This is a genomic window from Chryseobacterium sp. MHB01 (assembly GCF_034651565.1).
GTDB classification, from domain to species: domain Bacteria; phylum Bacteroidota; class Bacteroidia; order Flavobacteriales; family Weeksellaceae; genus Chryseobacterium; species Chryseobacterium nepalense.
In genome coordinates this window covers 44,089-65,298 of the sequence record NZ_JAYEDA010000009.1, presented here as the reverse complement: position 1 = coordinate 65,298, position 21,210 = coordinate 44,089, and the positions used below count along the sequence as shown (strand labels likewise).

Sequence of the window (21,210 nt, the reverse complement as noted above, 5' to 3'; positions counted from 1 at the left end):
TTGCATTTTCATATTAATAATAAAAAATGATTAGATTTGTATAATTAATATAATATTGAGAAAGTTATGAAGAAAAATTTTACTTCTTTCTTTTTCCTCTTTTTGTTTGCGATTACCAGTGCACAATGGAGTCCTACAACATTTGGGGGAGAAAAAACAAGAGCAGGCTCCGATATTAAGAGCTATTACACTCTAAACATTTCTTTGCTAAAGTCTCAATTGGCAAAAGCGCAGGAAACGGGTAAAAATGCAAAGCCCGTTACCATTTCCTTGCCAACTTTAGAAGGAAAAATTGAAAAGTTTGCCGTTTACAGCTTCCCTGTGGTAGTTAAGGAACTGGCAGACGAGTATCAACTGGGATCTTATGTAGGTGTTGGGATTGATGATCCCGGAAAATACCTGAGATTCAGCTTAGCACCGGATGATTTTCAGTCGATGATAATCAAAAACGGTGTCTATGAATTTATAGAGCCGGCCGATAAAGGCAAAACGGTTTATGGTGTGCACCCAAAAACTGATAAAAGCAACGAAGGCTTTCTCTGCTCTATGAACGAAGACCGTTTGACAAAAATGGAAATCGATAAGCTTTATAAAGCTGGAAAAACATTCACCAACCAAACAACCGATTTTTCGAAATCTTCTGATAAAAAATACAGAACGATGAGATTGGCAATGTCGGTAACCGGAGAGTATACCCAATATTTTGGGGGTACAGTAGCCAATGCACTGGTTGCCGTGAATGCTACTTTAACGAGAGTAAACGGCGTATTTGAAAAAGATTTTGCCTTACATCTTAATTTACAGAACTTTCCGGGAGTAATATATACAAATCCCGCCACAGATCCGTATTCTCCTGCTGCGCAGATGAATAACTGGAATCTTCAGTTACAGCAAACACTTACAGCAAATGTAGGAAGTGCCAATTATGATATCGGTCACTTATTCGGAGCTTCAGGTGGGGGAGGAAATGCTGGATGTATAGGATGTGTATGTATCGATCCTGCTAATAATAATGCAACCCAGAAAGGCTCGGGATATACTTCTCCTGCGGATGGTATTCCACAGGGAGATAATTTTGATATTGATTATGTAGCACACGAAATGGGACACCAGTTAGGTGCAAATCATACATTTTCACACGGCCTGGAAACTGCAGGTGTAAACGTAGAACCGGGTTCCGGCTCTACTATTATGGGATATGCCGGAATCACAGGAACCAACACTGATGTTCAGGCTCATTCAGATCCTTATTTCCACGCAGTAAGTATTACCCAGGTTCAGAATAATCTTACCAGTAAAACATGCGATGTTGAAATGGTAATTGCCAATAATCCGCCTGTAATTACTCCTTTACCTTCTTATAATATTCCTAAAGGTACGGCATTCGTATTAACAGCTTCTGCTACAGACGCAGAAAACGATCCTATGACGTATTGCTGGGAAGAGGTGGATAACGCAAACGTTACCATTAATAAAAATAATCTTGGAACAACTGCAAGTGGAGCTACATTCAGATCATTTAATCCGACGACAAGCCCTACAAGGTATTTCCCTAAACTAGCATCAGTATTAGCTGGTGTGCTAAATAATTCCAATAATGGATGGGAGTCTGTTTCTACTGTTGCGAGAACAACAAATTTCAGAGTAACGGTTAGAGATAACAATCCTGATCCTACTCAGCAGCAGACGCAATTTGCAAATCAGCAGATTATTGTTGGGAATGACGGACCTTTCAAAGTAACTTCTACGACTGCTTATAACAATGCACCAACTGCTATTACATGGGATGTTGTTAATACTACAGCAGCACCTTATAACGTAGCAAATGTAAAAATTGATTATACAACCGACAATGGAGTTACATGGACAGTAGCAACTGCTTCTACCGCTAACGATGGTAATGAGTCTTTAACACTAACCGGCCTTACGGTTGGAGCCACCGTTAAAATCAGAGTAAGTTCTATAGGAAACGTATTCTATGCAATCGGAAGTGCTACAGTAACGAGCTTGGCCAGCTGTACAGGTGCTGCCCCGGCAGGTATTGCAGTATCTGCAATTACACAAACTACCGCTACTGTAACATGGACTGCCGCGGCAAATGCCACATATGTCATTCAGTATCGCCCTGTTGGAGGTACTACATGGACTACTGTTACTTCAACAGGAAATTCTGTAAATCTTACAGGTTTAAATGATGGAGTTCAATATGAAGTGCAGGTGGCAACAGTTTGTAATGGTGTTCAGGGGGCTTTCTCCGCATCAACGAACTTTACAACATTAGGTCTGAACTACTGTAATATGACATCAAATAACTTTAATGATGAATATATTTCTAATGTTACAGTTACGCCGAATGGTGCTGCAGTAATGAGCAATAACTCTGGAGGTTCTACTTATACAGATTATACAACTACGCCAAGTGCTCTTGTAAATCTTGTAATAGGATCAGCAAATAATACGGTATCTGTTAATAAGTTCTGGACTGGTTTTGCATTCAGTGAAGCAGTAGGTGTTTGGATTGACTTCAACAGAAACGGTGTTTTTGAAGCTTCCGAACAAGTAATGAACTCGCCGGCTAGTACAACAACTCCGGTTTCAGCTACTTTCGCAGTACCGGCAAATGCCTATAACGGACCTGCTACCACGAGAATGAGAGTGGCAATGCAGTTTAATACTTCACCTACAATGTGTACAAGTTTTACATTTGGAGAGGTTGAAGATTATGCAGTGAAATTAATACAGCCAATTCCTTGTACAAGTAACGCTCCATTAAACCTTACGGTTACCAACCTTACTGCAACTTCTGCTTACGTAATGTGGGATCCGGCAGCAGGAGCAACCTATGTATTACAATACAGACCGGTAGGTTCTACAACATGGACTACAGTTCCATTAACAGCTAATGCATATACAATAAATGGTCTAACTGAGCAGACATCTTATGAAGTTCAGGTTGCATACGTATGTTCGGGAACAACAGGGACCTTTACGGCACCTTACCAGTTTACAACGCCACAGGTAACTTATTGTACAATTAATTCAAACAATAATACCAATGGTTATATTTCTAATGTAACAGTTACTCCTACCAATTCATATGTAATGAGTAATAATTCAGGTGCAGATACCTATACAAATTATTCAGCTGACCCTGCTAAATTAATTACATTAGTTCGTAATACCACAAATAACAGTATTTCCGTTTCCAAATCATGGTTAACAACAACTACTTCTTCATTAGCTGTTGGGGCATGGATTGACTTTAATAGAAATGGAATTTTTGAAACTACGGAAAGAGTAATCAGCACTACAGCAAATACTACTACTCCGATAAGTGCTACATTTGTTGTTCCGGCAACTTCATACAATGGGCCGCTGACCTTAAGAATGAGAGTTATTTTCTCTACCAGCAGTATTACAGATCCTTGTGCAACAGTTGCCAACGGAGAGATTGAAGATTACGCGGTTAAGATTATTGATCTTTCACCTTGTACAACAGCTGCTCCATCTCCAATTGTTGTTTCGAATATTACCGCTTCTACAGCTTTAGTTTCATGGATTAATGCTACCGGAGCTACCTATTCTTTACGATACAGAACAGGAACTGGTGCCTGGACAACTATTGCGCCGACAACAAACCCTTACACGATTATCAACCTAAACGGATCTACTACTTATGAAGTACAGGTAGCAACTACTTGTGGCGGTACCACAGGCGCTTGGTCAAGTTCCGTCAACTTTACCACACCTGCTATATCATACTGTAATTCGGGTACGGCAACGGTTAGTGACGGATTTATTAATAATATTACGGTAACAGGTACAGCTACACCTATGATGTCTAACAACTCTGGGGCAAGTACTTATACCGATTATTCTAATGATCCTGCAAAAATCATCACGTTAGCCCGAAACTCTACGGGTAATGTACTTTCTGTAGGGAGAACAATATTATCAAGCACATATTCTACTTATGCATGGATAGATTTCAACGGAGACGGAATATTTAATAATAATCCAACTACGGTAGCGGGAGGAGAAAGAATTATGAACCTTGGATATTCTTCAACTACACCTGTAACGGCAACATTCCCGGTTCCGGCAGGAGCTTATGCAGGAACCAATAAAGTGAAAATGCGTGTTATTGTGTATTTCCTTACACCAACAGATGCATGTTCACCTCTTACAAGCAATGGAGAAGTTGAGGATTATCAGGTGAAATTTGTAGATATTCAGCCTTGTACTACAGCAGCTCCTTCAGGAATTACTGTGTCAAATATCACAGCTACTACAGCTACTATATCATGGATTTCTTCAACAGGAGCTACCTATCTTGTTAGATGGAGAACAACAAACCCTGTGGGGGCTTGGACTGTATCTCCTGCACCGATTACCGGAAACAGCTATAATATTACAGGTCTTACGGAACAAACAGCTTATGAAGTACAGGTTGCTACAATTTGTGGTGGAGTTCAGGGACCTTGGTCTGCTTCTACACCTTTTACTACAACGCCTATTACCTATTGTAATATGACCGGTACGGGTACAACTGATTTTATCTCTAATGTTACGGTAACTTCAGTGAATCCAGGTATTCCTCCAATGAGCAATACATCCGTTCAGACCAATTATATTAGCTATACAACTCCGGCTACTTTAATTAATCTGGAAATAGGATCTACAGGTAATCAAATCTCCGTATCAAAAGGAGCAACACAAAATGATGCCGTATCTGCCTGGATAGATTTCAACAGAAACGGAGTCTTTGAAACCTCAGAGCAGATTATGGCTTCTGCCGCGAGTACAACAAGCCCGGTAACCGCATTATTTAGTGTGCCGGCAAATGCATACAACGGAAATCTTAACACGACAATGAGAGTTGTTCTCAAGCGTACAAGTGCTCCTGTAATGTGTCAGAATGCCGTAAATGGAGAAGTGGAAGACTACGCGGTGAAATTAAGACCATGTGCAACCACCACCCCTACAAACGTAACATTCAATACGATTACTCATACGTCTGCTAATGTAACTTGGACTGTTCCTGCGGGAGGACTTACATTTATTGTAAGATACAGAGTAGCCGGTACTGGAACATGGTCACAGGTAGTGGCTTCTACATTAACCGGAAACCCGCCATTGGCTCTTACAGGATTAACTCCTGCAACAACTTACGAAGTACAGATTGCCGCAAGTTGTGGTACAACACCGGGAACATTTACACCGGTTCAGACATTCACAACAAGATGTGATCCTACACCTCCAAATGTAACTGTCGGTACAGTAACTACAAACTCTGCTGTAATAAGCTGGTCTCCGATAGTAGCGAGTGCAACTTATGTATTAAGATACAGAGTTGTAGGAACGGGTGCATGGACTACTGTAAATATTACTGCAGCACCTTTAAATACGTATACTCTTACAGGTTTAAGCCCGTATACAACATATGAAGTGCAGGTTGCTAATCAATGTAACGGAGAAACAACAGTGAACGCCTGGTCTAACCCTAAAGTATTCACAACTGAAAGAACGTGTGAACTACCACCTCCGGGATTAACAATTACCAACCTTACTCCTACAACAGCAGTCGTGGTATGGGATTCTTTCCCTGGAGCAACCTATATCTTGAAATATAGAAAAGTAGGTATTCCAAGCTGGACAACAGTCACTTCAAACACAAATACAATTACACTTACAGGATTGTTGGAATTAACGCAATACGAGTTGCAGGTGGCTAATGTATGTAGCGGAACACCGGGAACATATACTTTACCATACTTCTTTACAACTCCTACGGTAGTGTACTGTCAGATGTCAGCGGTTTCATCCGCTGCAGGGTATGTTTCGAAAGTGAAAGTTACACCAAACGGGAAACCTGTAATGGAAAACGCATCAGGTGCATCCAACTATACAGACTATACAGGTGTTTCTGCCAAGTTTATAGAATTGATTCAGGGTTCTTCAAACAACCAGATTACAATTGATAAAAAACTTTCAGGAAACACTGAGGCTGGTGTAGCTGTCTGGATTGATTTCAACAGAAACGGATACTTCGATATTAACGAAAGAGTGATGGCTGTTGCTCCGAATACTGATGCTACCGTTAGCGGAACGTTCACAGTGCCGGCAGATGCTTTCGTGAGCTTAACAGACTACAAATACGTAGTAATGAGAGTGGCATTGTCAAAAGATGCTATTCCGGTGAACTGTACAAACATTCCTAACGGAGAAGTTGAAGATTATACCGTAAGGATTTCTAAACTTCCTGTTCCTAACCCAATTAATCAGACGGATATCTTAATATATCCTAACCCGGTTAGTTCAATATTGTATGTGAAAAATATCAGCAAAAAAGCGAATTATAAGATCTACAATGCGGCAGGACAGTTGGTGTCAAGCGGAATTATTCTGAATAATAAGATTGATGTACACACTTTGATCAATGGTGTTTATGTGATCGATATTCAGGATGGAAATGAAGTTACCGCTCAGAAGAAATTCATCAAAGAATAATCATTTAATTATTAATCATTTAACAGGTTCTCAGTAATGGGAACCTGTTTTTTTATGATTATTAACTATATGGATTATCATTTTTAGGATAAAAATATTCAGGTTAATTTATCATAATATAATTTAGAAGTCACCGATTGTATTTTTGTTAATGTAATATTTATATTTAAAGTCGGAAATATATAAGCATAAGCTAAGTCATTTAGATTGTAAAGTATAAGTATATTGAAAGCCTGTCAATTATTTCACACCTATTTTACTACTAAAAATTAAACAACACAATATGATTAAAAACACGTTATTTCTTCTTCTCTTTTTTGTTGCCTGTACTTCTGATGAAGAAAGTAAACGGCAAGTTAATTCTGCTTATCAAGGAGAGTGGGGCGGAAACTTTGATGGGGGTAACACTGGAACTATAGATTTTATTGTTGACAAGGAAGGAACAATAAATGGTATTTTAGTATTTTCATCAAACAATTTATCAGAAGAATTTCAGGGCTATGTTGCCTTTGATGGAAAGTTTGATATTAATTCTCCTAATAAATATTATTTTTCCGGAATTCTTAATACATCTGCTCCGGCAAAAGGCAAATGGAAAAAGTTAGAATCTTCTAATTCGTATATTTCTGGAAATTTTACAATTAATAAAAAATAGTATGAGAAAATTTGTTTTGGCTTTATCAATAATAACAGGTGTTTTTACAACCGCTCAAGAAAAGGAAGGTATAGAAAAATCCTTAACTGGAGTTCAAATAGGTATATTGGGAGCAAATATATATAACGAAGCTCGCTTAGATGAAAATTTAAGTCTGCGTAGCGAAGTATCACTTTACCCATCTATCTGGGGAGGAGATTTATATTCAAAAACAGGATTTGCACTTGCTCCTGCAGTTTCTCTTTCTCCAAAATGGTACTATAATTTAAAGAAAAGATCAAATGATGGAAAAAAGAACCAAAAATAATTCAGGTAATTATCTATCAGCGAAGTTAGAATATATACCTGATTGGTTTGTTATATCGAATACTAAAGACATTCATGTAAATCCAACTTTAGCTATAATACCTAATTGGGGTTTAAGAAGAAATTTTTCAGAAAACTTTAATTATGAGTTAAGATTAGGATTAGGCATTGGTAAAATTCTAAAAGAAGATTATGATTTGCAAGTTATCCCTGAAATTAGCTTTAAATTAGGATATGACTTCTAAACTTTAACAATAAACCCGCTGTATATTCAGCGGGCTTTTATATTTTATTCAATGTCGAAAACTATCTTTTCTGTAATTTCTTTTAAATCTTCGAGATTGGTATTGTTATAGATAATGCAATCTGCCAGTTTTATCTTATCTTTTTCAGGCATTTGCTTTTCCATGATGGCCTGTACCTCTCTGTACGTTTTACCATCCCTGTCCATTACCCTCTTCATTCTGATATTATCTTCTGCCGTTACCAAAATAGATTTATAACATTCTTTATTAAGTTTCAGTTCAAATAATAAAGCGGTTTCTTTAAAAATCAGATATTTTGTCTGCTTCTTAATCCAATCTTCGAAATCAAGACGTACTGCAGGATGAATAATCTGGTTTAACTGCTCCAGTAGATTCTGGTTGGTGAAAACTTTTTCAGCGACAAATTTCCTGTTATAAATTCCATTTGCGTCATATGACTCTTCACCGAGAAGTTCTTTAATTTTTGCTTTCAGGGCTTCATTTTCGTTTACAATATCTTTGGCTCTGTCATCTGAATAATAGACGGGAAATCCAAACTCTTCGATAAATTTTGCCACCGTGGTTTTTCCGGATCCTATTCCACCTGTAAGACCGATGATCTTGGGTGCTGACAATGGTTCCGGCTCAGCTTTCTGAGTTTCTGAATGTAGTTCTTCCATAGTTTGAATTAATATCCGAAAACATCATTAAAACTAAATGTCTCATCAAGTCTTACACCCTTTTCCGTCATCTTAAGACTGGCAAGTTCGTTGTGGGCATCGTGCTCAAAAAACAACAAGTACTCATTATCCACGCACTGTTTTAAGAATTTTCCCTTTTCTTCAAGAGTAAGAAGAGGTCTGGTATCATATCCCATTACATATACCTGGTTGATGTGCCCTGCGGTCGGGATAAGATCTGCTGCAAAAACAATGGTTTTTTCCTGATATTGAATCACGGGAAGCATCTGTTTTTCAGTGTGGCCGTCAACAAAAATAACATCCATTTTAAGATCCGGTGCGAAACCGTAATTTCCGGTGGTAGGAAGAGGTAAAAAATTAAGCTGCCCGCTTTCCTGAATCGGAATGATGTTTTCCTTTAAAAAACTTGCTTTCTCTCTTGCATTAGGTTCCGTTGCCCATTTCCAGTGGTTTTCATTGGTCCAGAACTGTGCGTTTTTGAAAGCCGGGCGGTATCCTGTTTTGTCATCATTCCATTCAATAGCACCACCGCAATGATCGAAGTGAAGATGCGTAAGGAATATATCCGTAATGTCTTCTCTTACAAAACCATATTTCTTTAAATTTTTATCTAAAGTATCATCTCCCCAAAGAGAATAATGACTGAAGAATTTTTCATCCTGCTTGTTTCCCAGTCCGCAATCTATTAAAATCAGCTTTTTGCCGTCTTCAACAAGAAGGGAACGGGTTCCCAGCTCAATCAGGTTTCTTTCGTCTGCAGGATTGGTTTTTTCCCACAGACTCTTCGGGACGACTCCGAACATGGCGCCGCCATCCAGTTTAAATTTTCCGCACTGTATTGGATATAGTTTCATATTAAGATTTATAATGTTTGTTTATTTCTGAAAAATAAGATTTTCACGCCAACCTGAAAAATAATTTAGTAATTTTTTGTTGACGCATAAATATGTCATAGCATGTGCACTTAAAAAAGTTCTCCCGGATTTTTTGATCTGGAAATATTTAAATGTTTATAGGCTTTATCGGTTACTTCACGTCCTCTCGGCGTTCTGATGATAAAACCTTCCTGAATTAAAAAAGGCTCATACACTTCTTCCAGCGTTTCAGGATTTTCCCCGATGGACGTTGCCAGTGCAGAAATGCCTACGGGTTTTCCCTTAAAATTTTCAATCATTACCCGCATGATCTTGTTATCCATCTCGTCAAGCCCAAATTCATCTACGTTTAGGGAATCAAGTGCATATTTGGTAATGTTGATTTCAATTTCCCCATTTCCTTTGATTTCTGCAAAATCACGAACCCTTCTCAAAAGAGCATTGGCAATTCTCGGGGTTCCACGGCTTCTGCGTGCAATTTCAATGGCTGCATCTTCATAGATTTTTACTCCTAAAACCCTGGAACTTCTCTGAATAATCATCGACAAAAGCTCTATGGTATAATATTCCAGCCTGCTCTGGATACCGAATCTTGCAAGCATCGGTTTGGTAAGCATTCCGCTTCTTGTGGTGGCACCTACTAAGGTAAAAGGATTTAAACCAATCTGAACACTTCTCGCATTCGGTCCGGTTTCCAGCATAATATCAATTTTATAGTCTTCCATTGCAGAATAAAGATATTCTTCTACAACAGGAGACAAGCGATGAATTTCATCAATAAAAAGGACGTCATTTTCTTCAAGATTGGTCAGCAGCCCGGCAAGGCTTCCCGGTTTATCCAGCACGGGACCGGAAGTAATTTTGCAGTTTACTCCGAGCTCATTGGCAATAATATTGGCCAGTGTCGTTTTACCAAGTCCTGGCGGGCCATGAAGTAGTACATGGTCTAATGCTCCGCCACGTTTTTTGGCAGCAGTTACAAAAACTTCGAGATTTTCCAGTGTTTTTCTCTGCCCTGCAAAATCTTTAAAACTCTGCGGGCGGATCTGTTCTTCCTGTGCAAGTTCTTCACGGGAATAATTGTCTTTATCCGGATGTAAAAAGTCTGGCATTAATTCAGTTTCATTTACTGTAAAGATAGGAAAATTGAGGTTAAGAATAAAGATTGAGGTTAAGATTAAGATAAATGTATATCGTTTTACAAGTTATCATATTAATTTATTTTAAGTAATTTTGAGAGGAAAAATAATTAATAACAAATGATAAAAGATTTTACTGATGCCCGTATGGCAAAAGGCAATGGATATTGCTGAAAAGTGTTTCAATCTATCAGGGGATTTACCCAAAAGAAGATTACGCACTAATTTCACAATTAAGAAAATCTGCCGAAAATATTTCTTCAAATATAGCGGAAGGTTTGGCAGAAGAACTTCAAAAGCCAAAGCAGGTTTTATGATATTTCCAGAGATCTGCATTTGAAACAAAAAACCATGTAATATACGGAAACAGAGTAAATATTTTTCAGAACAGGAGAGTTTGGAATTCAGAATTTGATTGGTGAAGTTTTACACGATTTAAATAAAATCACAAATCGTTTAAGTGCCATTAAACCTTAATCTAAGCCTCAGCCTAAACTTAATGTTAATGAAACTAATTGGTCCTTTTAAACAAATCGTAACACTTGCCAACCTTCCTTTAAGAGGAAAAATATCCGATGAGCAGCTTGAAATTATTGAAGATGGCGGAATTATAATCAATCATAATAAAATCCGGCAGATTGGAAATTTTGAAACTTTACAATCCGAAAACCCTAATATAGAAATTGAAAAAATAGAAGGGGAACAAATTGTATTGCCGGCATTTACGGATTCTCATACCCATATCTGTTTCGGGGGCAATCGTGCTAATGACTTTGCAATGCGCAACGCAGGGAAAACATATCTCGAAATTGCAGAAAGCGGAGGTGGAATCTGGAGTTCGGTTCAGCATACGAGAAATGCTTCTGAAGAAGAACTATTACAGACATTATTACAGAGAATTGATTTTTTATTAGCCCTTGGTATTACCACAATCGAAATAAAAAGCGGATATGGGCTCGATGCTGAAAATGAGCTCAAGATGTTACGAATTATAAAAAAAGCGCAGCAGCAAACCAAAGCAACGCTCATTCCTACGTGTCTTTCAGCTCATTTAAAACCACGTGATTTTGAAGGGAGTAACCAGGAATATTTACAATATATTTTAACAGAAATATTGCCTAAAGTAAAAGAAGAGAATCTGGCGAAACGTGTAGATATTTTTATTGAAAAGTCAGCGTTCCAGTCGGAAGAAAGTAAAGTGTTTTTACTTAAAACTAAAGATTTAGGTTTTGATATTACCGTTCATGCAGACCAGTTTACACCGGGAAGTTCAAGGATTGCAGTAGAGGTGGGTGCAAAATCTGCAGATCATCTGGAAGCAACTGTTGATGAAGATATTGAATTTTTAGCACAATCGGAAACGGTTGCAACTGCTTTACCGGGTGCAAGTCTGGGACTGGGAGAAAAATTTACGCCTGCCAGAAAGCTTTTGGATGCAGGAGCTATCTTGGCTATTGCCAGCGACTGGAATCCCGGTTCGGCACCAATGGGTAATCTCATTACACAGGCATCGATTTTAGCAACTTTTGAAAAACTGACTACCGCTGAAGTTTTAGCCGGAATTACTTTCCGCTCGGCTTTTGCGCTCGGACTGGAAGACAGAGGAAAACTTGAACCTGGAATAAAAGCAGATTTTGTAACTTTCAAAACGAATAATTTCCAGAATGTTTTATATAATCAGGGGAGTTTAAAAGCGGATAATGTTTATGTTGATGGAGAAAGAATTTAAATATATAGGAACTATACATGAAAAATTTTATTAACATAAAAGAAAAATATATTTCTCTGGAAGTACCGGAAAAGCATATTAATTATGCATTTAATGCAGTTAAATCAGGAGTTAAGAAAGAGCTTATCTTTAAAAATTTAACTTCCGATGTAAGAAGGGTTGATTATAAATTGGCAGATGAAATGCTTGATGAAATGTTTTCGGCAAATGGTGGTGAGTTTAAATATGAAAACCGAGGAGGCTATATATATTCTGTATTTTATTTAATTGCTATTGTTGTTTTACTTCTGCTTATAACATTTTCTAACAATGATAGTTTAGTCATTAAACTTAGCTTTGCATTAATCCCTTTTTTGGTCTTATTTTTGAGAACATTTATTCCGACATTAAAAGGAAAATTCAGAGAATAATCTGTAAATTATACGATAATGATTTGGCACGGAAGATTAGACGGAGAAGATTTGCTTTTCCACAGAATATTTCAGAGAGTTAGAGAGGAAAAGAACTATGATCTTATTTCAACGAAGGATTTCGTTTTACACGGTTTTGCTGTGGATGAAGGTGTTCTCAGAAATAAAGGAAGACAAGGTGCAAAAGATGCACCGGATATTATCAGGAAAAATATGGCAAATTTTCCGGTTATCCGGCCTGATTTTACCTTGCTGGATTTCGGAAATATTATGTGTGGTGGGCATAACCTGGAAGATGCCCAGAATAACCTTGCAAAAAATGTATCTAAAGTATTGCTTAAAAACGGTAGATCTGTTGTTCTCGGTGGTGGACATGAGGTTACCTATGCACATTACCTTGGTTTAAAGACTGCATTTCCGGAACAAAAAATAGGAATTATTAATATTGATGCCCACTTTGATAACCGTGAGCCTGAAAATGGGGTAGGAGCAAGTTCAGGTACAGGATTTTGGCAGATCGCACAGGAAGGTCCCATCAGTTCTTTACACATCGGGATCCAAAGGAATTCCAATACGCTTAAATTATTTGATACGGCTCACCAATACGGAATGAAATACATATTAGCAGATGAAATCTTCTTTGAAAACCTGCCGTCTGTTTACCAGAGAATTAATGATTTGGCAGAAAGTGTAGACTATCTTTATCTTACCATCTGTATGGATGTTTTCAATGCGTCAATAGCTCCCGGAGTTTCTGCTTCTGCATATAACGGAATCTTCGCGGATGCTGCATTTATGCATCTTTATAAGCATATTTTAAAAAGTGAAAAGCTTGTAGCGCTGGACGTGGCAGAAGTTAATCCGCTATATGATATTCAGGACAGAACGGCAAGACTTGCGGCAACACTTGTTAACGAATGGTTTATGATTTAGCATCAATCTGATAGAGAGAATCATTATTTTACTAAAACTTAAGGAACATATTTTGCTCCTTTCATCATGCTTTTAAAGCAATAATAAATTCATTTTGAATTTAAAAACAGAGACTATTTTATGGAACAATTAATTGAAAATAAACTTATCAAAGCAGATAAGGCATTTTCAGAATGGAAGAAAATTCCATTCGATCACCGGCAGAAACTCATTGCCAAAGCAGCTGAAATTTTAAAAACAAGATCTGAAGAATTCGGTACCATCATAACTTCGGAAATGAACAAGCCGATTTCCCAGGCTATTGCTGAAGTAGAGAAGTGCGCTTTAATGATGAATTATTATGCAGATGCCGAAAACATTTTACAACCGGAAAAAATACAGTCCGAGTATTCTTATTCCGAAATTCATTATGTCCCTAAAGGTGTGATCCTTGGTGTTATGCCATGGAATTTTCCTTTCTGGCAGGTTCTGAGATTTGCTGTTCCTGCTATTCTTGCAGGAAATACCGTTGTATTAAAACACGCATCCATCTGCTTTGGGAGTGGGAATGCTATTGAAAAAGTTTTTATCGAAGCTGGTTTTCCTGAAGGCGTTTTCCAGAATCTTGAGATTGGGCATAAAGATGTAAAAGAAGTTCTTGAGCATAAAATTATTTCCGGGGTAAGTCTTACAGGAAGCGAAAAAGCAGGAGCAGAAGTAGCCTCAATTGCCGGACAGCATATTAAAAAATCCTTACTGGAATTAGGCGGCAGCGATGCATTTATTGTTTTGGATGATGCTGATCTGGATGAAGCTGCTAAAGTAGGGTCTTTGGCGAGACTTCAGAATTGCGGGCAAACATGCGTAGCGGCAAAAAGATTTATCATTGATGAAAAAATAGAGGATGTTTTTCTTCCAAAATTTATCGAAGAGTATAAAAAATATGTTCCTGCCGATCCCATGGATAAGGAAACGAAAATTGCAGGAATGGCGAGGCCTGATCTTGCAGATGACTTAGAGAATCAATTCCGTAAGGCATTGGAAAATGGTGCTGAAATTATTCTCCCGCTGGAAAGAATTTCTGATAACGAATTCAAGCCTGGTTTAATAAGGGTAAAAGAAGGTAACCCGATCCTGCAGGAAGAGTTGTTTGGACCGTTGGGAATGGTAATGACTGCCAAAAATGATGAGGAAGCATTACAGTTGGCCAATGATATTCCTTTCGGACTTTCAAATTCTGTCTGGACTCAAGATAAAGACCGCCAATTATTTTTTATTGAAAATTTAGAATCAGGAACGGTAAATATCAACAGAATGACAAGTTCTGATCCTCGTTTTCCTTTTGGAGGTACTAAGTCTTCCGGATATGGAACCGAACTTTCCTTATTGGCTTTAAAGGAATTTGTTAATGTGAAAACGATTTTAGGTCAGTAATAAAACTAATTTTAAATTGGATTTTATTAGTTTTGAAGAAAAGTAATAACTATGAAAAAACTTAGTATTCTTATAGGAATATTATTCTTACAAAATGTATTAGCTCAGGAAGAAAAATGTGGTTTACAGAAATCAGAATTTAATATTTATAAAGTTAATGCTGAAGATGTAAAATGCTTAGCAAAAAATTCCGATAAAAGGAATACTATTTTTTTTACATTTGCCCGCTGGTGTACTCCTTGTCTTTATCATCTTCCAAACTTTAAGAAGATAGAGGAATTCTATAATGTTGATTCTTATGTATTGTTAATAGATAACGAAGGCAGTAACATGACAAAATTAGCCGTTGATTATGTTTTAGAAGGCTATCCTAATGCAAAAATTGTAGTTCTTAAAGATAAAGAGAAAAAGAACGGAAGAAAGTATAAGGATTTTCTGAAAGAAATTACCCCGAGTCAGTCTGAATTGGTGACGGATATGTCTAAGTATATTGTTTTAAACATCTCAGGAGAAGTACAATTGGTCACTTCCTGGAAAGATAATAAAGAATATCCTGAATGGAAAGACGATAGTTCCACGATAAAAAGAATCGTTTTGCCATTATTAGAAAAGAAATAAAACAAAAAACTCCCGATTATTCGGGAGTTTATTTTATGTGAACCGAGTTTTCATTAAACGGTAGTCAATCTCAATGTATTTGTTTTTCCACCTTCATAAGATGGAGTCGCATTGATGTTAATTACAAAATCTCCGGCTTCAATATACCCATAATTATGCGTTAGCATATTTACCTGGATAATCGTTTCATCAGTAGATTTCTTCATATCATAGTAATAGGCATGAACTCCCCAAAGAAGGTTCAGCATGGTGATTACTCTTTTGTTTCCGCTGTAAACGATGATGTGAGAATTTGGTCTGTGTGCCGAAAGCTGAAACGCCGTATATCCTGAACTCGTTAAAGTAACGATGGCAGAAACGTTCGTTGTTTTTGCAATTCTTACCGCTGCAAGACAAACTCTGTTGGTGATGAACCGCTCATCAATACAGTTGAAATCTTTTTCTATCGGCTCGTTTTTATGCTGATAAAAGTGTGTAGTTTCAATATTTTTTACAATTTTGGTCATGTTTTCCACAACCTGCACCGGGTATCTTCCTACGGAAGTTTCTCCTGAAAGCATCACTGCATCGGCACCGTCCAATACAGAGTTGGCAACGTCGTTTACCTCCGCTCTTGTTGGCGTAAGGCTGTTGATCATTGTTTCCATCATCTGTGTGGCAATGATAACCGGCTTTGAGTAGAATCTTGCTTTTTCTACCAGAGTCTTCTGGATGGCCGGAACCTCTTCCATCGGAACTTCAACCCCTAGGTCTCCACGGGCAACCATTAAACCGTCGCATTCCAATAAGATTTCATCGATATTTTTAACGCCTTCCGGTTTCTCAATTTTAGCAATAATCGGAGTTTTGAATTTTCCGTTCGGGTGTTTTGCAATCAACTCTTTCAGGTCAATAATGTCCTGTGCATGACGTACGAAAGATAATGCGATCCAGTCTACATCCTGATCCAGCATGAAATTGGCATCCTGAATATCCTTTTCCGTTAATGCAGGAAGAGAAACGTTCGTATTCGGTAGGTTAACCCCTTTTTTGGAGCTTAAAGGTCCACCCTGAATAGTCTTTGCTTTTACAGTATCGATAAGGTTGGTTTCCATAACTTCCAAAACCAGTTTACCGTCATCGATCAGGATTCTTTCCCCAACTTTTACATCCTGAGGAAACTGCTGATAAGTCATATAAACTTTTGTAGAGTCCCCCTCAATCTTTTCATTGGTGAAGGTAAGAATATCGCCGGGATTAAGGTAAGAACCTTCCTTTACCACCCCAACTCTCAGTTTAGGGCCCTGAAGGTCTCCTAAAATACCAACAGAGAATCCGTACTCTTTATTAAGCGCTCTGATGATTTCAATATTTGAACGAACTAAGTCGTAATCTGCGTGTGAAAAATTGATTCTGAAAATGTCAACACCTGCTTTCATTAACCCTAACATTACTTCCTTCGACGATGAAGCCGGACCAAGTGTTGCGATAATTTTTGTCTTCTTTAAATACTTATTCATAATACTGGATAATTTGATAAAGTTCTTCTTCAGAACCTAGTGTATAATCTTGAATAGGAAACACAAGATTTTCAGGGAGCAAAATTACGGAAAAATCAGGAAACTGTTCCGAACTATGCAAAATATATTGTACTTCTACCTGATTATTTAATAAAAATTTAATATTTTCTTCTCCTGTAAAGAGCTCGGTCTGTAATTTTTTTTGTTTACTTTCCGAACATCGGTTGGAGATGAAAGTGAAGCATGTTTTTGTAAACTTATGATATGCTTCAAATCTTGGAAAAAAGTAATCATAATATGATCCGTGATAGATGAGGTCATCAATCCGTTTAAAATTAAGATCGTTCTTTTGATTTACTGTAAAGAAAAACTCATGATCAGGTACATTTTTGGCTAATCTTACCAATCCTATGGTAACATCTTCAAATTCTGTTTCATCGAGATCATAAAGCTTTTGAATTTCCAAGTATGTTTTCTTTTTTGTTTAAAATATAAAATGCTCTTTGTGCTGCTTTTTCTTCCGCTTTTTTCTTGGAAGTTTCGGTAGCGTTGGCAATTTTTTCTTCACCCAGCCACACGTGGCAGCGAAAAACAATCGACTTGTTCACCTGTATCTCTTCACAGGTTTCGTACTTTATATTTAATTTTTTCTTTTGGCTCCATTCGAGCAGAAGGCCTTTATAGCTTACAATTTTATTTTCAAGCTTATTCATTTCAGTGGGCGTAAGAAGCCTTTCCAAAATGATCTTCCTGCATATTTCATACTGAAAATCCAGGTAAACGGCACCGATGAGAGCCTCAAATAAATTTCCGGAAATGTTTTCGCCTAATGCTACAGAAGTCTGCTTTTGCAAAAGGTCGGTAAGTTTTAGGTCTTCTCCTAATTTATTAAGATTTTTCCTATTCACAATCTTGGATTTCATTTGGGTCAGGTAGCCTTCATTAGCCTGAGGATACGTCTGAAACAAGTGGCATGAAATGATTGTGCCCAAAACAGAATCTCCTAAAAATTCCAGCCTTTCATAATTGCTGTCTTTATTTTTAGAAGAGTTTTTCAAAGAAAAAGCTTCGCGGTAAAGAGCAACATTTTGCACCTCAGTACCCAGAATTTTATTTAATTCGATACTGAGAAAATAGTCTCTCTCCGTTAATTTTCTTTTTCTTTTTTTGAGAAGGAATTTAGAAAAGTATTTCTGTAACTCCATTCAGTAAATTTAGATTTTCTTAAATAGAACGCAGGCATTGTGCCCGCCAAATCCAAAAGTATTGCTCATGGCTACTTTTACATCTTTCTTCGCAGCTTCGTTGAATGTGAAATTCAGTCTGCTGTCGATATTTTCATCATCCGTAAAATGGTTGATGGTAGGAGGAACAATACCATGAATAATCGTTCCCAACGCAGCAATAGCTTCAATAACTCCTGCAGCACCCAACAGGTGGCCGGTCATTGATTTTGTAGAATTAATCTGAATGTCAAAAGCATGCTCTCCCAATAACTTTGAAATAGCATTGGATTCTGCGATGTCTCCTAATGGAGTAGAAGTACCGTGCATATTGATATGATCTACTTCATCAGCAGTTAGCCCTGCATCTTCCAGGCAATTTTTCATTACCAGATAAGCGCCTAATCCTTCAGGATGCGGTGCGGTCATGTGATGTGCATCTGCACTCAGACCCCCGCCTTTTAATTCTGCATAAATTGTTGCACCACGTTTTACAGCGTGTTCATATTCTTCAAGAATAATACATCCCGCACCTTCACCCAGTACAAAGCCATCTCTGTCTTTGTCAAAAGGTCTTGAAGCTGTTTTAGGATCATCGTTTCTTGTAGATAATGCCATCATTGCATTGAATCCGCCGACGCCGCTTGCCGTAACGGCTGCTTCTGAGCCACCACAAACAATAACGTCTGCTTTACCAAGCTGGATCAGCATTTTGGAATCAATTAAAGCATTGGCCGATGAGGCACACGCAGAGACTGTAGTGTAATTGGGACCGTGGAAACCGTACTCAATGGAGATATGTCCTGGTGTGATATCTGCGATCATTTTAGGAATAAAGAAAGGGTTGAATCTCGGAATTTCCGTGTTGGCCCATCCTAAAACTTCGGTTTCAAATGTTTCCAGACCTCCGATTCCGGAACCCCAGATCACGCCGACTCTGTTTTTGTCTACGCTGTCTTCAATAATTCTTGAATGTTGTACTGCTTCTCTTGCAGCTACCAGCCCGAGTTGTGTATTTCTATCCATCTTTTTGGCTTCTTTCTTATCGAAATGTTGCAGCGGATCGAAATTTTTTACTTCGCAGGCGAATTTTGTTTTAAAGTTTGTGGCATCAAAAAGAGTAATCGGAGCGGCACCGCTCTCACCTTTCACAAGATTTTCCCAGTATTCTTTTGCATTATTTCCAATCGGTGTTATTGCTCCAAAACCGGTTACAACTACTCTTTTTAATTCCATAAACTTAGTTTAATTTTCTTTTTTGTTGAAGAATATTATTTATTTACTACTTCTTCGATATAAGCGATAGCGTGTCCTACAGTAGTAATTTTTTCAGCCTGATCATCAGGGATTTGAATGTTGAATTCTTTTTCAAACTCCATGATTAGTTCAACTGTATCCAATGAATCAGCTCCTAAATCGTTAGTGAAGCTAGCTTCAGGAGTTACTTCTGTTTCTTCAACGTCAAGCTTATCAGCGATGATAGCTTTTACTCTTGATGCAATGTCTGACATAGTAAATTTTTTTTTAATTGTTAGATGGTGCAAATATATAAAATTCTTTACGATAAAACATTTTTTTCATGCTTTTTGTGGTGCATAGGGATGTATTTTGTTGCGTTGCGCGTTAGTCTTTTAGTTTTCAGAGCTTTAGATTTTGTTGTTTCGTGACGTTATTTAAGTATAAAAAATTGCCGTTATCTTCATGGGAATTTTCTTGGAAATTTCAATTAATAAGCAATATGTTTTTAAAATGTAAGCACATTATTACTAGTTTTGCGCCTCATTCTACATTTAATGATAAAAATTATTTACGGTATATCCTTATTCGTTGCGGGATCTCTATCGGCGCAGATCAAAGGAAAAGTCATCAAAATAAAAGATGGTGATACAGTAGTGGTTTTATTGGCCGATAAAACCCAGCAAACTTTAAGAGTCGCGGAAGTCGACTGCCCGGAAAACGGACAGGCCTTCGGGAGCAATGCCAGACAATTTACCGCCAATCAGGTTTTCGGAAAAACGGTTGTCTTTTACAAAATAGGGAAGGACCGGTATGGAAGAAGTATTGCCGGTGTTTTCTATGACGGGGACAAATATTTGTCAAGGGAAATTGTGAAAGCCGGATTCGGGTGGTGGTATTTTAAGGCTTCTAAAAATACGGAACTGCAAAAGCTTCAGGATGAAGCAAAACAGAAGAAACTGGGTTTGTGGAGTGATACAAAAGCGATTGCTCCGTGGGAATTCAGGAAAAATAAAAAGAATAAGACGAAATAAAATACACTCCAAATGTGCTGGAGTGTATCATGTTGATAAAATCATCCCACCAAATCATTGGTGAAAATAAATAATATTTCAGGTGACAGCAACTTTTATGCTTTGCAGAATGCGTCCCATGTTGTCCAGAAATGAGCGTTGATTGCTCCCGGAGCCGGGTGGGTGCTGTCGGCCACAATTCCTACCATAGAAGCGCAGTTGGAGTTGCATCCGATCTGGTTTCTGCTTCCTTCCTGAGCCGGAATTTCTCTCCATGTTCCGGTAGAACCGCTTAACAATTCTACTTTAATATCAAAAATTCCTGAAAGACCCGGAGTCTGAAGTTGCTTGGTTGGATTTTCACTGGAGATCATGTCTTTCCAATTTCCTTGTGAAAATGTTACTCTCCACTGTCCGATAATTTTTGCCGTGTCATTTTGCGGTGAAAGGTATACCCAGAACTGAGCACCTCCTCCTAATTTTAATTCTCCTGTAGAATTTGCGTTGTAGCTTGTGTTTGCTTCCATGATGTTTGTTTTTTATAGGTTGTTTTGTATGTCAAAGTAATGCAGAAAAAAACATCCGGAATAGCGTGGAAATGACCAATTGGTGGATTAGGTGTTTGTACGGAGGGGTGGGGTACGCTATTACTATTGAAAAAGTAGAATGATTAGGTAAGCCTTAGTTATTAGTTAAGGTTAATTA

Annotated in this window: 20 protein-coding genes; 11 read left to right on the top strand and 9 right to left on the bottom strand. The window is 37.8% G+C overall.

Annotated elements, in window-relative coordinates; translation table 11 throughout:
* The first annotated feature begins 66 nt into the window (after positions 1–66).
* From U9K52_RS14980 to U9K52_RS14965, 4 genes are all read left to right on the top strand, one after another.
* A complete protein-coding gene (locus tag U9K52_RS14980; protein ID WP_322927216.1) occupies positions 67–6,510 on the top strand; it encodes a GEVED domain-containing protein in 6,444 nt (2,147 codons plus the stop codon).
* A 283-nt stretch (positions 6,511–6,793) separates the two neighbouring features.
* On the top strand, positions 6,794–7,165 hold the full coding sequence (locus tag U9K52_RS14975; protein ID WP_322927214.1) for a hypothetical protein: 372 nt from the start codon (positions 6,794–6,796) through the stop codon (positions 7,163–7,165).
* A gap of 1 nt (position 7,166) precedes the next feature.
* On the top strand, positions 7,167–7,472 hold the full coding sequence (locus U9K52_RS14970; RefSeq protein ID WP_322927212.1) for a hypothetical protein: 306 nt from the start codon (positions 7,167–7,169) through the stop codon (positions 7,470–7,472).
* Positions 7,447–7,716: a hypothetical protein gene (locus U9K52_RS14965; protein ID WP_322927210.1), complete on the top strand. Its 270-nt coding sequence runs from the start codon at positions 7,447–7,449 to the stop codon at positions 7,714–7,716. Before U9K52_RS14970 ends, U9K52_RS14965 begins: the two co-directional genes overlap by 26 nt.
* 44 nt (positions 7,717–7,760) lie before the next feature.
* On the opposite strand, the gene coaE is transcribed toward U9K52_RS14965, so the two are convergent.
* The 3 genes from coaE to ruvB all read right to left on the bottom strand — a co-directional run bounded on the left by coaE (position 7,761) and on the right by ruvB (position 10,404).
* A complete protein-coding gene (coaE, locus tag U9K52_RS14960) occupies positions 7,761–8,396 on the bottom strand; it encodes a dephospho-CoA kinase (protein ID WP_322927208.1) in 636 nt (211 codons plus the stop codon).
* A gap of 8 nt (positions 8,397–8,404) precedes the next feature.
* On the bottom strand, positions 8,405–9,271 hold the full coding sequence (locus U9K52_RS14955; protein ID WP_322927207.1) for an MBL fold metallo-hydrolase: 867 nt from the start codon (positions 9,269–9,271) through the stop codon (positions 8,405–8,407).
* A gap of 110 nt (positions 9,272–9,381) precedes the next feature.
* Positions 9,382–10,404: a Holliday junction branch migration DNA helicase RuvB gene (ruvB, locus tag U9K52_RS14950; protein ID WP_248388483.1), complete on the bottom strand. Its 1,023-nt coding sequence runs from the start codon at positions 10,402–10,404 to the stop codon at positions 9,382–9,384.
* A 194-nt stretch (positions 10,405–10,598) separates the two neighbouring features.
* Here ruvB and U9K52_RS21395 point away from each other — a divergent pair, with 194 nt between their 5' ends.
* The 6 genes from U9K52_RS21395 to U9K52_RS14925 all read left to right on the top strand — a co-directional run bounded on the left by U9K52_RS21395 (position 10,599) and on the right by U9K52_RS14925 (position 15,534).
* Entirely contained in the window at positions 10,599–10,748 is a 150-nt protein-coding gene (locus U9K52_RS21395; protein WP_412059341.1) for a four helix bundle protein, read from the top strand.
* Between the two features lie 188 nt (positions 10,749–10,936).
* Positions 10,937–12,160: an imidazolonepropionase gene (gene hutI / locus U9K52_RS14945; protein ID WP_322927206.1), complete on the top strand. Its 1,224-nt coding sequence runs from the start codon at positions 10,937–10,939 to the stop codon at positions 12,158–12,160.
* A 17-nt stretch (positions 12,161–12,177) separates the two neighbouring features.
* Positions 12,178–12,570 (top strand): hypothetical protein, encoded by a 393-nt coding sequence (locus U9K52_RS14940; protein ID WP_263602227.1) that lies wholly within the window; start codon positions 12,178–12,180, stop codon positions 12,568–12,570.
* Between the two features lie 18 nt (positions 12,571–12,588).
* Positions 12,589–13,503 carry a formimidoylglutamase gene (gene hutG / locus U9K52_RS14935; RefSeq protein WP_263602228.1) on the top strand — a complete coding sequence of 305 codons (915 nt, stop codon included), beginning with the start codon at positions 12,589–12,591 and terminating at the stop codon, positions 13,501–13,503.
* 120 nt (positions 13,504–13,623) lie between these two features.
* Positions 13,624–14,916 (top strand): NAD-dependent succinate-semialdehyde dehydrogenase, encoded by a 1,293-nt coding sequence (locus U9K52_RS14930; RefSeq protein ID WP_263602229.1) that lies wholly within the window; start codon positions 13,624–13,626, stop codon positions 14,914–14,916.
* Between the two features lie 51 nt (positions 14,917–14,967).
* Positions 14,968–15,534, top strand: coding sequence for a thioredoxin family protein (locus tag U9K52_RS14925; protein WP_263602230.1), 567 nt, complete (start codon positions 14,968–14,970; stop codon positions 15,532–15,534).
* A gap of 53 nt (positions 15,535–15,587) precedes the next feature.
* Here the strand turns inward: U9K52_RS14925 and pyk are convergent, their stop codons facing one another.
* Genes pyk through U9K52_RS14900 form a run of 5 tightly spaced genes read right to left on the bottom strand, consistent with a single transcriptional unit; the run spans position 15,588 to position 19,767 of the window.
* On the bottom strand, positions 15,588–17,033 hold the full coding sequence (pyk, locus tag U9K52_RS14920; RefSeq protein WP_263602231.1) for a pyruvate kinase: 1,446 nt from the start codon (positions 17,031–17,033) through the stop codon (positions 15,588–15,590).
* Entirely contained in the window at positions 17,026–17,499 is a 474-nt protein-coding gene (locus tag U9K52_RS14915; protein WP_263602232.1) for an IPExxxVDY family protein, read from the bottom strand. Before U9K52_RS14915 ends, pyk begins: the two co-directional genes overlap by 8 nt.
* A complete protein-coding gene (gene rnc, locus U9K52_RS14910) occupies positions 17,477–18,238 on the bottom strand; it encodes a ribonuclease III (protein WP_248388460.1) in 762 nt (253 codons plus the stop codon). The genes U9K52_RS14915 and rnc overlap by 23 nt, the downstream gene beginning before the upstream one ends.
* 9 nt (positions 18,239–18,247) lie before the next feature.
* A complete protein-coding gene (gene fabF / locus U9K52_RS14905) occupies positions 18,248–19,492 on the bottom strand; it encodes a beta-ketoacyl-ACP synthase II (protein ID WP_029295536.1) in 1,245 nt (414 codons plus the stop codon).
* A gap of 35 nt (positions 19,493–19,527) precedes the next feature.
* A complete protein-coding gene (locus U9K52_RS14900; RefSeq protein ID WP_002976354.1) occupies positions 19,528–19,767 on the bottom strand; it encodes an acyl carrier protein in 240 nt (79 codons plus the stop codon).
* A gap of 282 nt (positions 19,768–20,049) precedes the next feature.
* On the opposite strand from U9K52_RS14900, the gene U9K52_RS14895 reads away from it, so the two are divergent.
* Entirely contained in the window at positions 20,050–20,526 is a 477-nt protein-coding gene (locus U9K52_RS14895; RefSeq protein ID WP_322927183.1) for a thermonuclease family protein, read from the top strand.
* 95 nt (positions 20,527–20,621) lie between these two features.
* Here the strand turns inward: U9K52_RS14895 and U9K52_RS14890 are convergent, their stop codons facing one another.
* Positions 20,622–21,032, bottom strand: coding sequence for a hypothetical protein (locus tag U9K52_RS14890; RefSeq protein ID WP_322927182.1), 411 nt, complete (start codon positions 21,030–21,032; stop codon positions 20,622–20,624).
* Positions 21,033–21,210 lie beyond the last annotated feature (178 nt).

Bases quoted from the DNA above. Each gene is read 5' to 3' on its own strand.
- U9K52_RS14980 (WP_322927216.1), top strand. From the start codon at position 67: ATGAAGAAAAATTTTACTTCTTTCTTTTTCCTCTTTTTGTTTGCGATT.
- U9K52_RS14975 (WP_322927214.1), top strand. From the start codon at position 6,794: ATGATTAAAAACACGTTATTTCTTCTTCTCTTTTTTGTTGCCTGTACT.
- U9K52_RS14970 (WP_322927212.1), top strand. From the start codon at position 7,167: ATGAGAAAATTTGTTTTGGCTTTATCAATAATAACAGGTGTTTTTACA.
- U9K52_RS14965 (WP_322927210.1), top strand. From the start codon at position 7,447: ATGATGGAAAAAAGAACCAAAAATAATTCAGGTAATTATCTATCAGCG.
- coaE (WP_322927208.1), bottom strand. From the start codon at position 8,396: ATGGAAGAACTACATTCAGAAACTCAGAAAGCTGAGCCGGAACCATTG.
- U9K52_RS14955 (WP_322927207.1), bottom strand. From the start codon at position 9,271: ATGAAACTATATCCAATACAGTGCGGAAAATTTAAACTGGATGGCGGC.
- ruvB (WP_248388483.1), bottom strand. From the start codon at position 10,404: ATGCCAGACTTTTTACATCCGGATAAAGACAATTATTCCCGTGAAGAA.
- hutI (WP_322927206.1), top strand. From the start codon at position 10,937: ATGAAACTAATTGGTCCTTTTAAACAAATCGTAACACTTGCCAACCTT.
- U9K52_RS14940 (WP_263602227.1), top strand. From the start codon at position 12,178: ATGAAAAATTTTATTAACATAAAAGAAAAATATATTTCTCTGGAAGTA.
- hutG (WP_263602228.1), top strand. From the start codon at position 12,589: ATGATTTGGCACGGAAGATTAGACGGAGAAGATTTGCTTTTCCACAGA.
- U9K52_RS14930 (WP_263602229.1), top strand. From the start codon at position 13,624: ATGGAACAATTAATTGAAAATAAACTTATCAAAGCAGATAAGGCATTT.
- U9K52_RS14925 (WP_263602230.1), top strand. From the start codon at position 14,968: ATGAAAAAACTTAGTATTCTTATAGGAATATTATTCTTACAAAATGTA.
- pyk (WP_263602231.1), bottom strand. From the start codon at position 17,033: ATGAATAAGTATTTAAAGAAGACAAAAATTATCGCAACACTTGGTCCG.
- rnc (WP_248388460.1), bottom strand. From the start codon at position 18,238: ATGGAGTTACAGAAATACTTTTCTAAATTCCTTCTCAAAAAAAGAAAA.
- fabF (WP_029295536.1), bottom strand. From the start codon at position 19,492: ATGGAATTAAAAAGAGTAGTTGTAACCGGTTTTGGAGCAATAACACCG.
- U9K52_RS14900 (WP_002976354.1), bottom strand. From the start codon at position 19,767: ATGTCAGACATTGCATCAAGAGTAAAAGCTATCATCGCTGATAAGCTT.
- U9K52_RS14895 (WP_322927183.1), top strand. From the start codon at position 20,050: ATGATAAAAATTATTTACGGTATATCCTTATTCGTTGCGGGATCTCTA.
- U9K52_RS14890 (WP_322927182.1), bottom strand. From the start codon at position 21,032: ATGGAAGCAAACACAAGCTACAACGCAAATTCTACAGGAGAATTAAAA.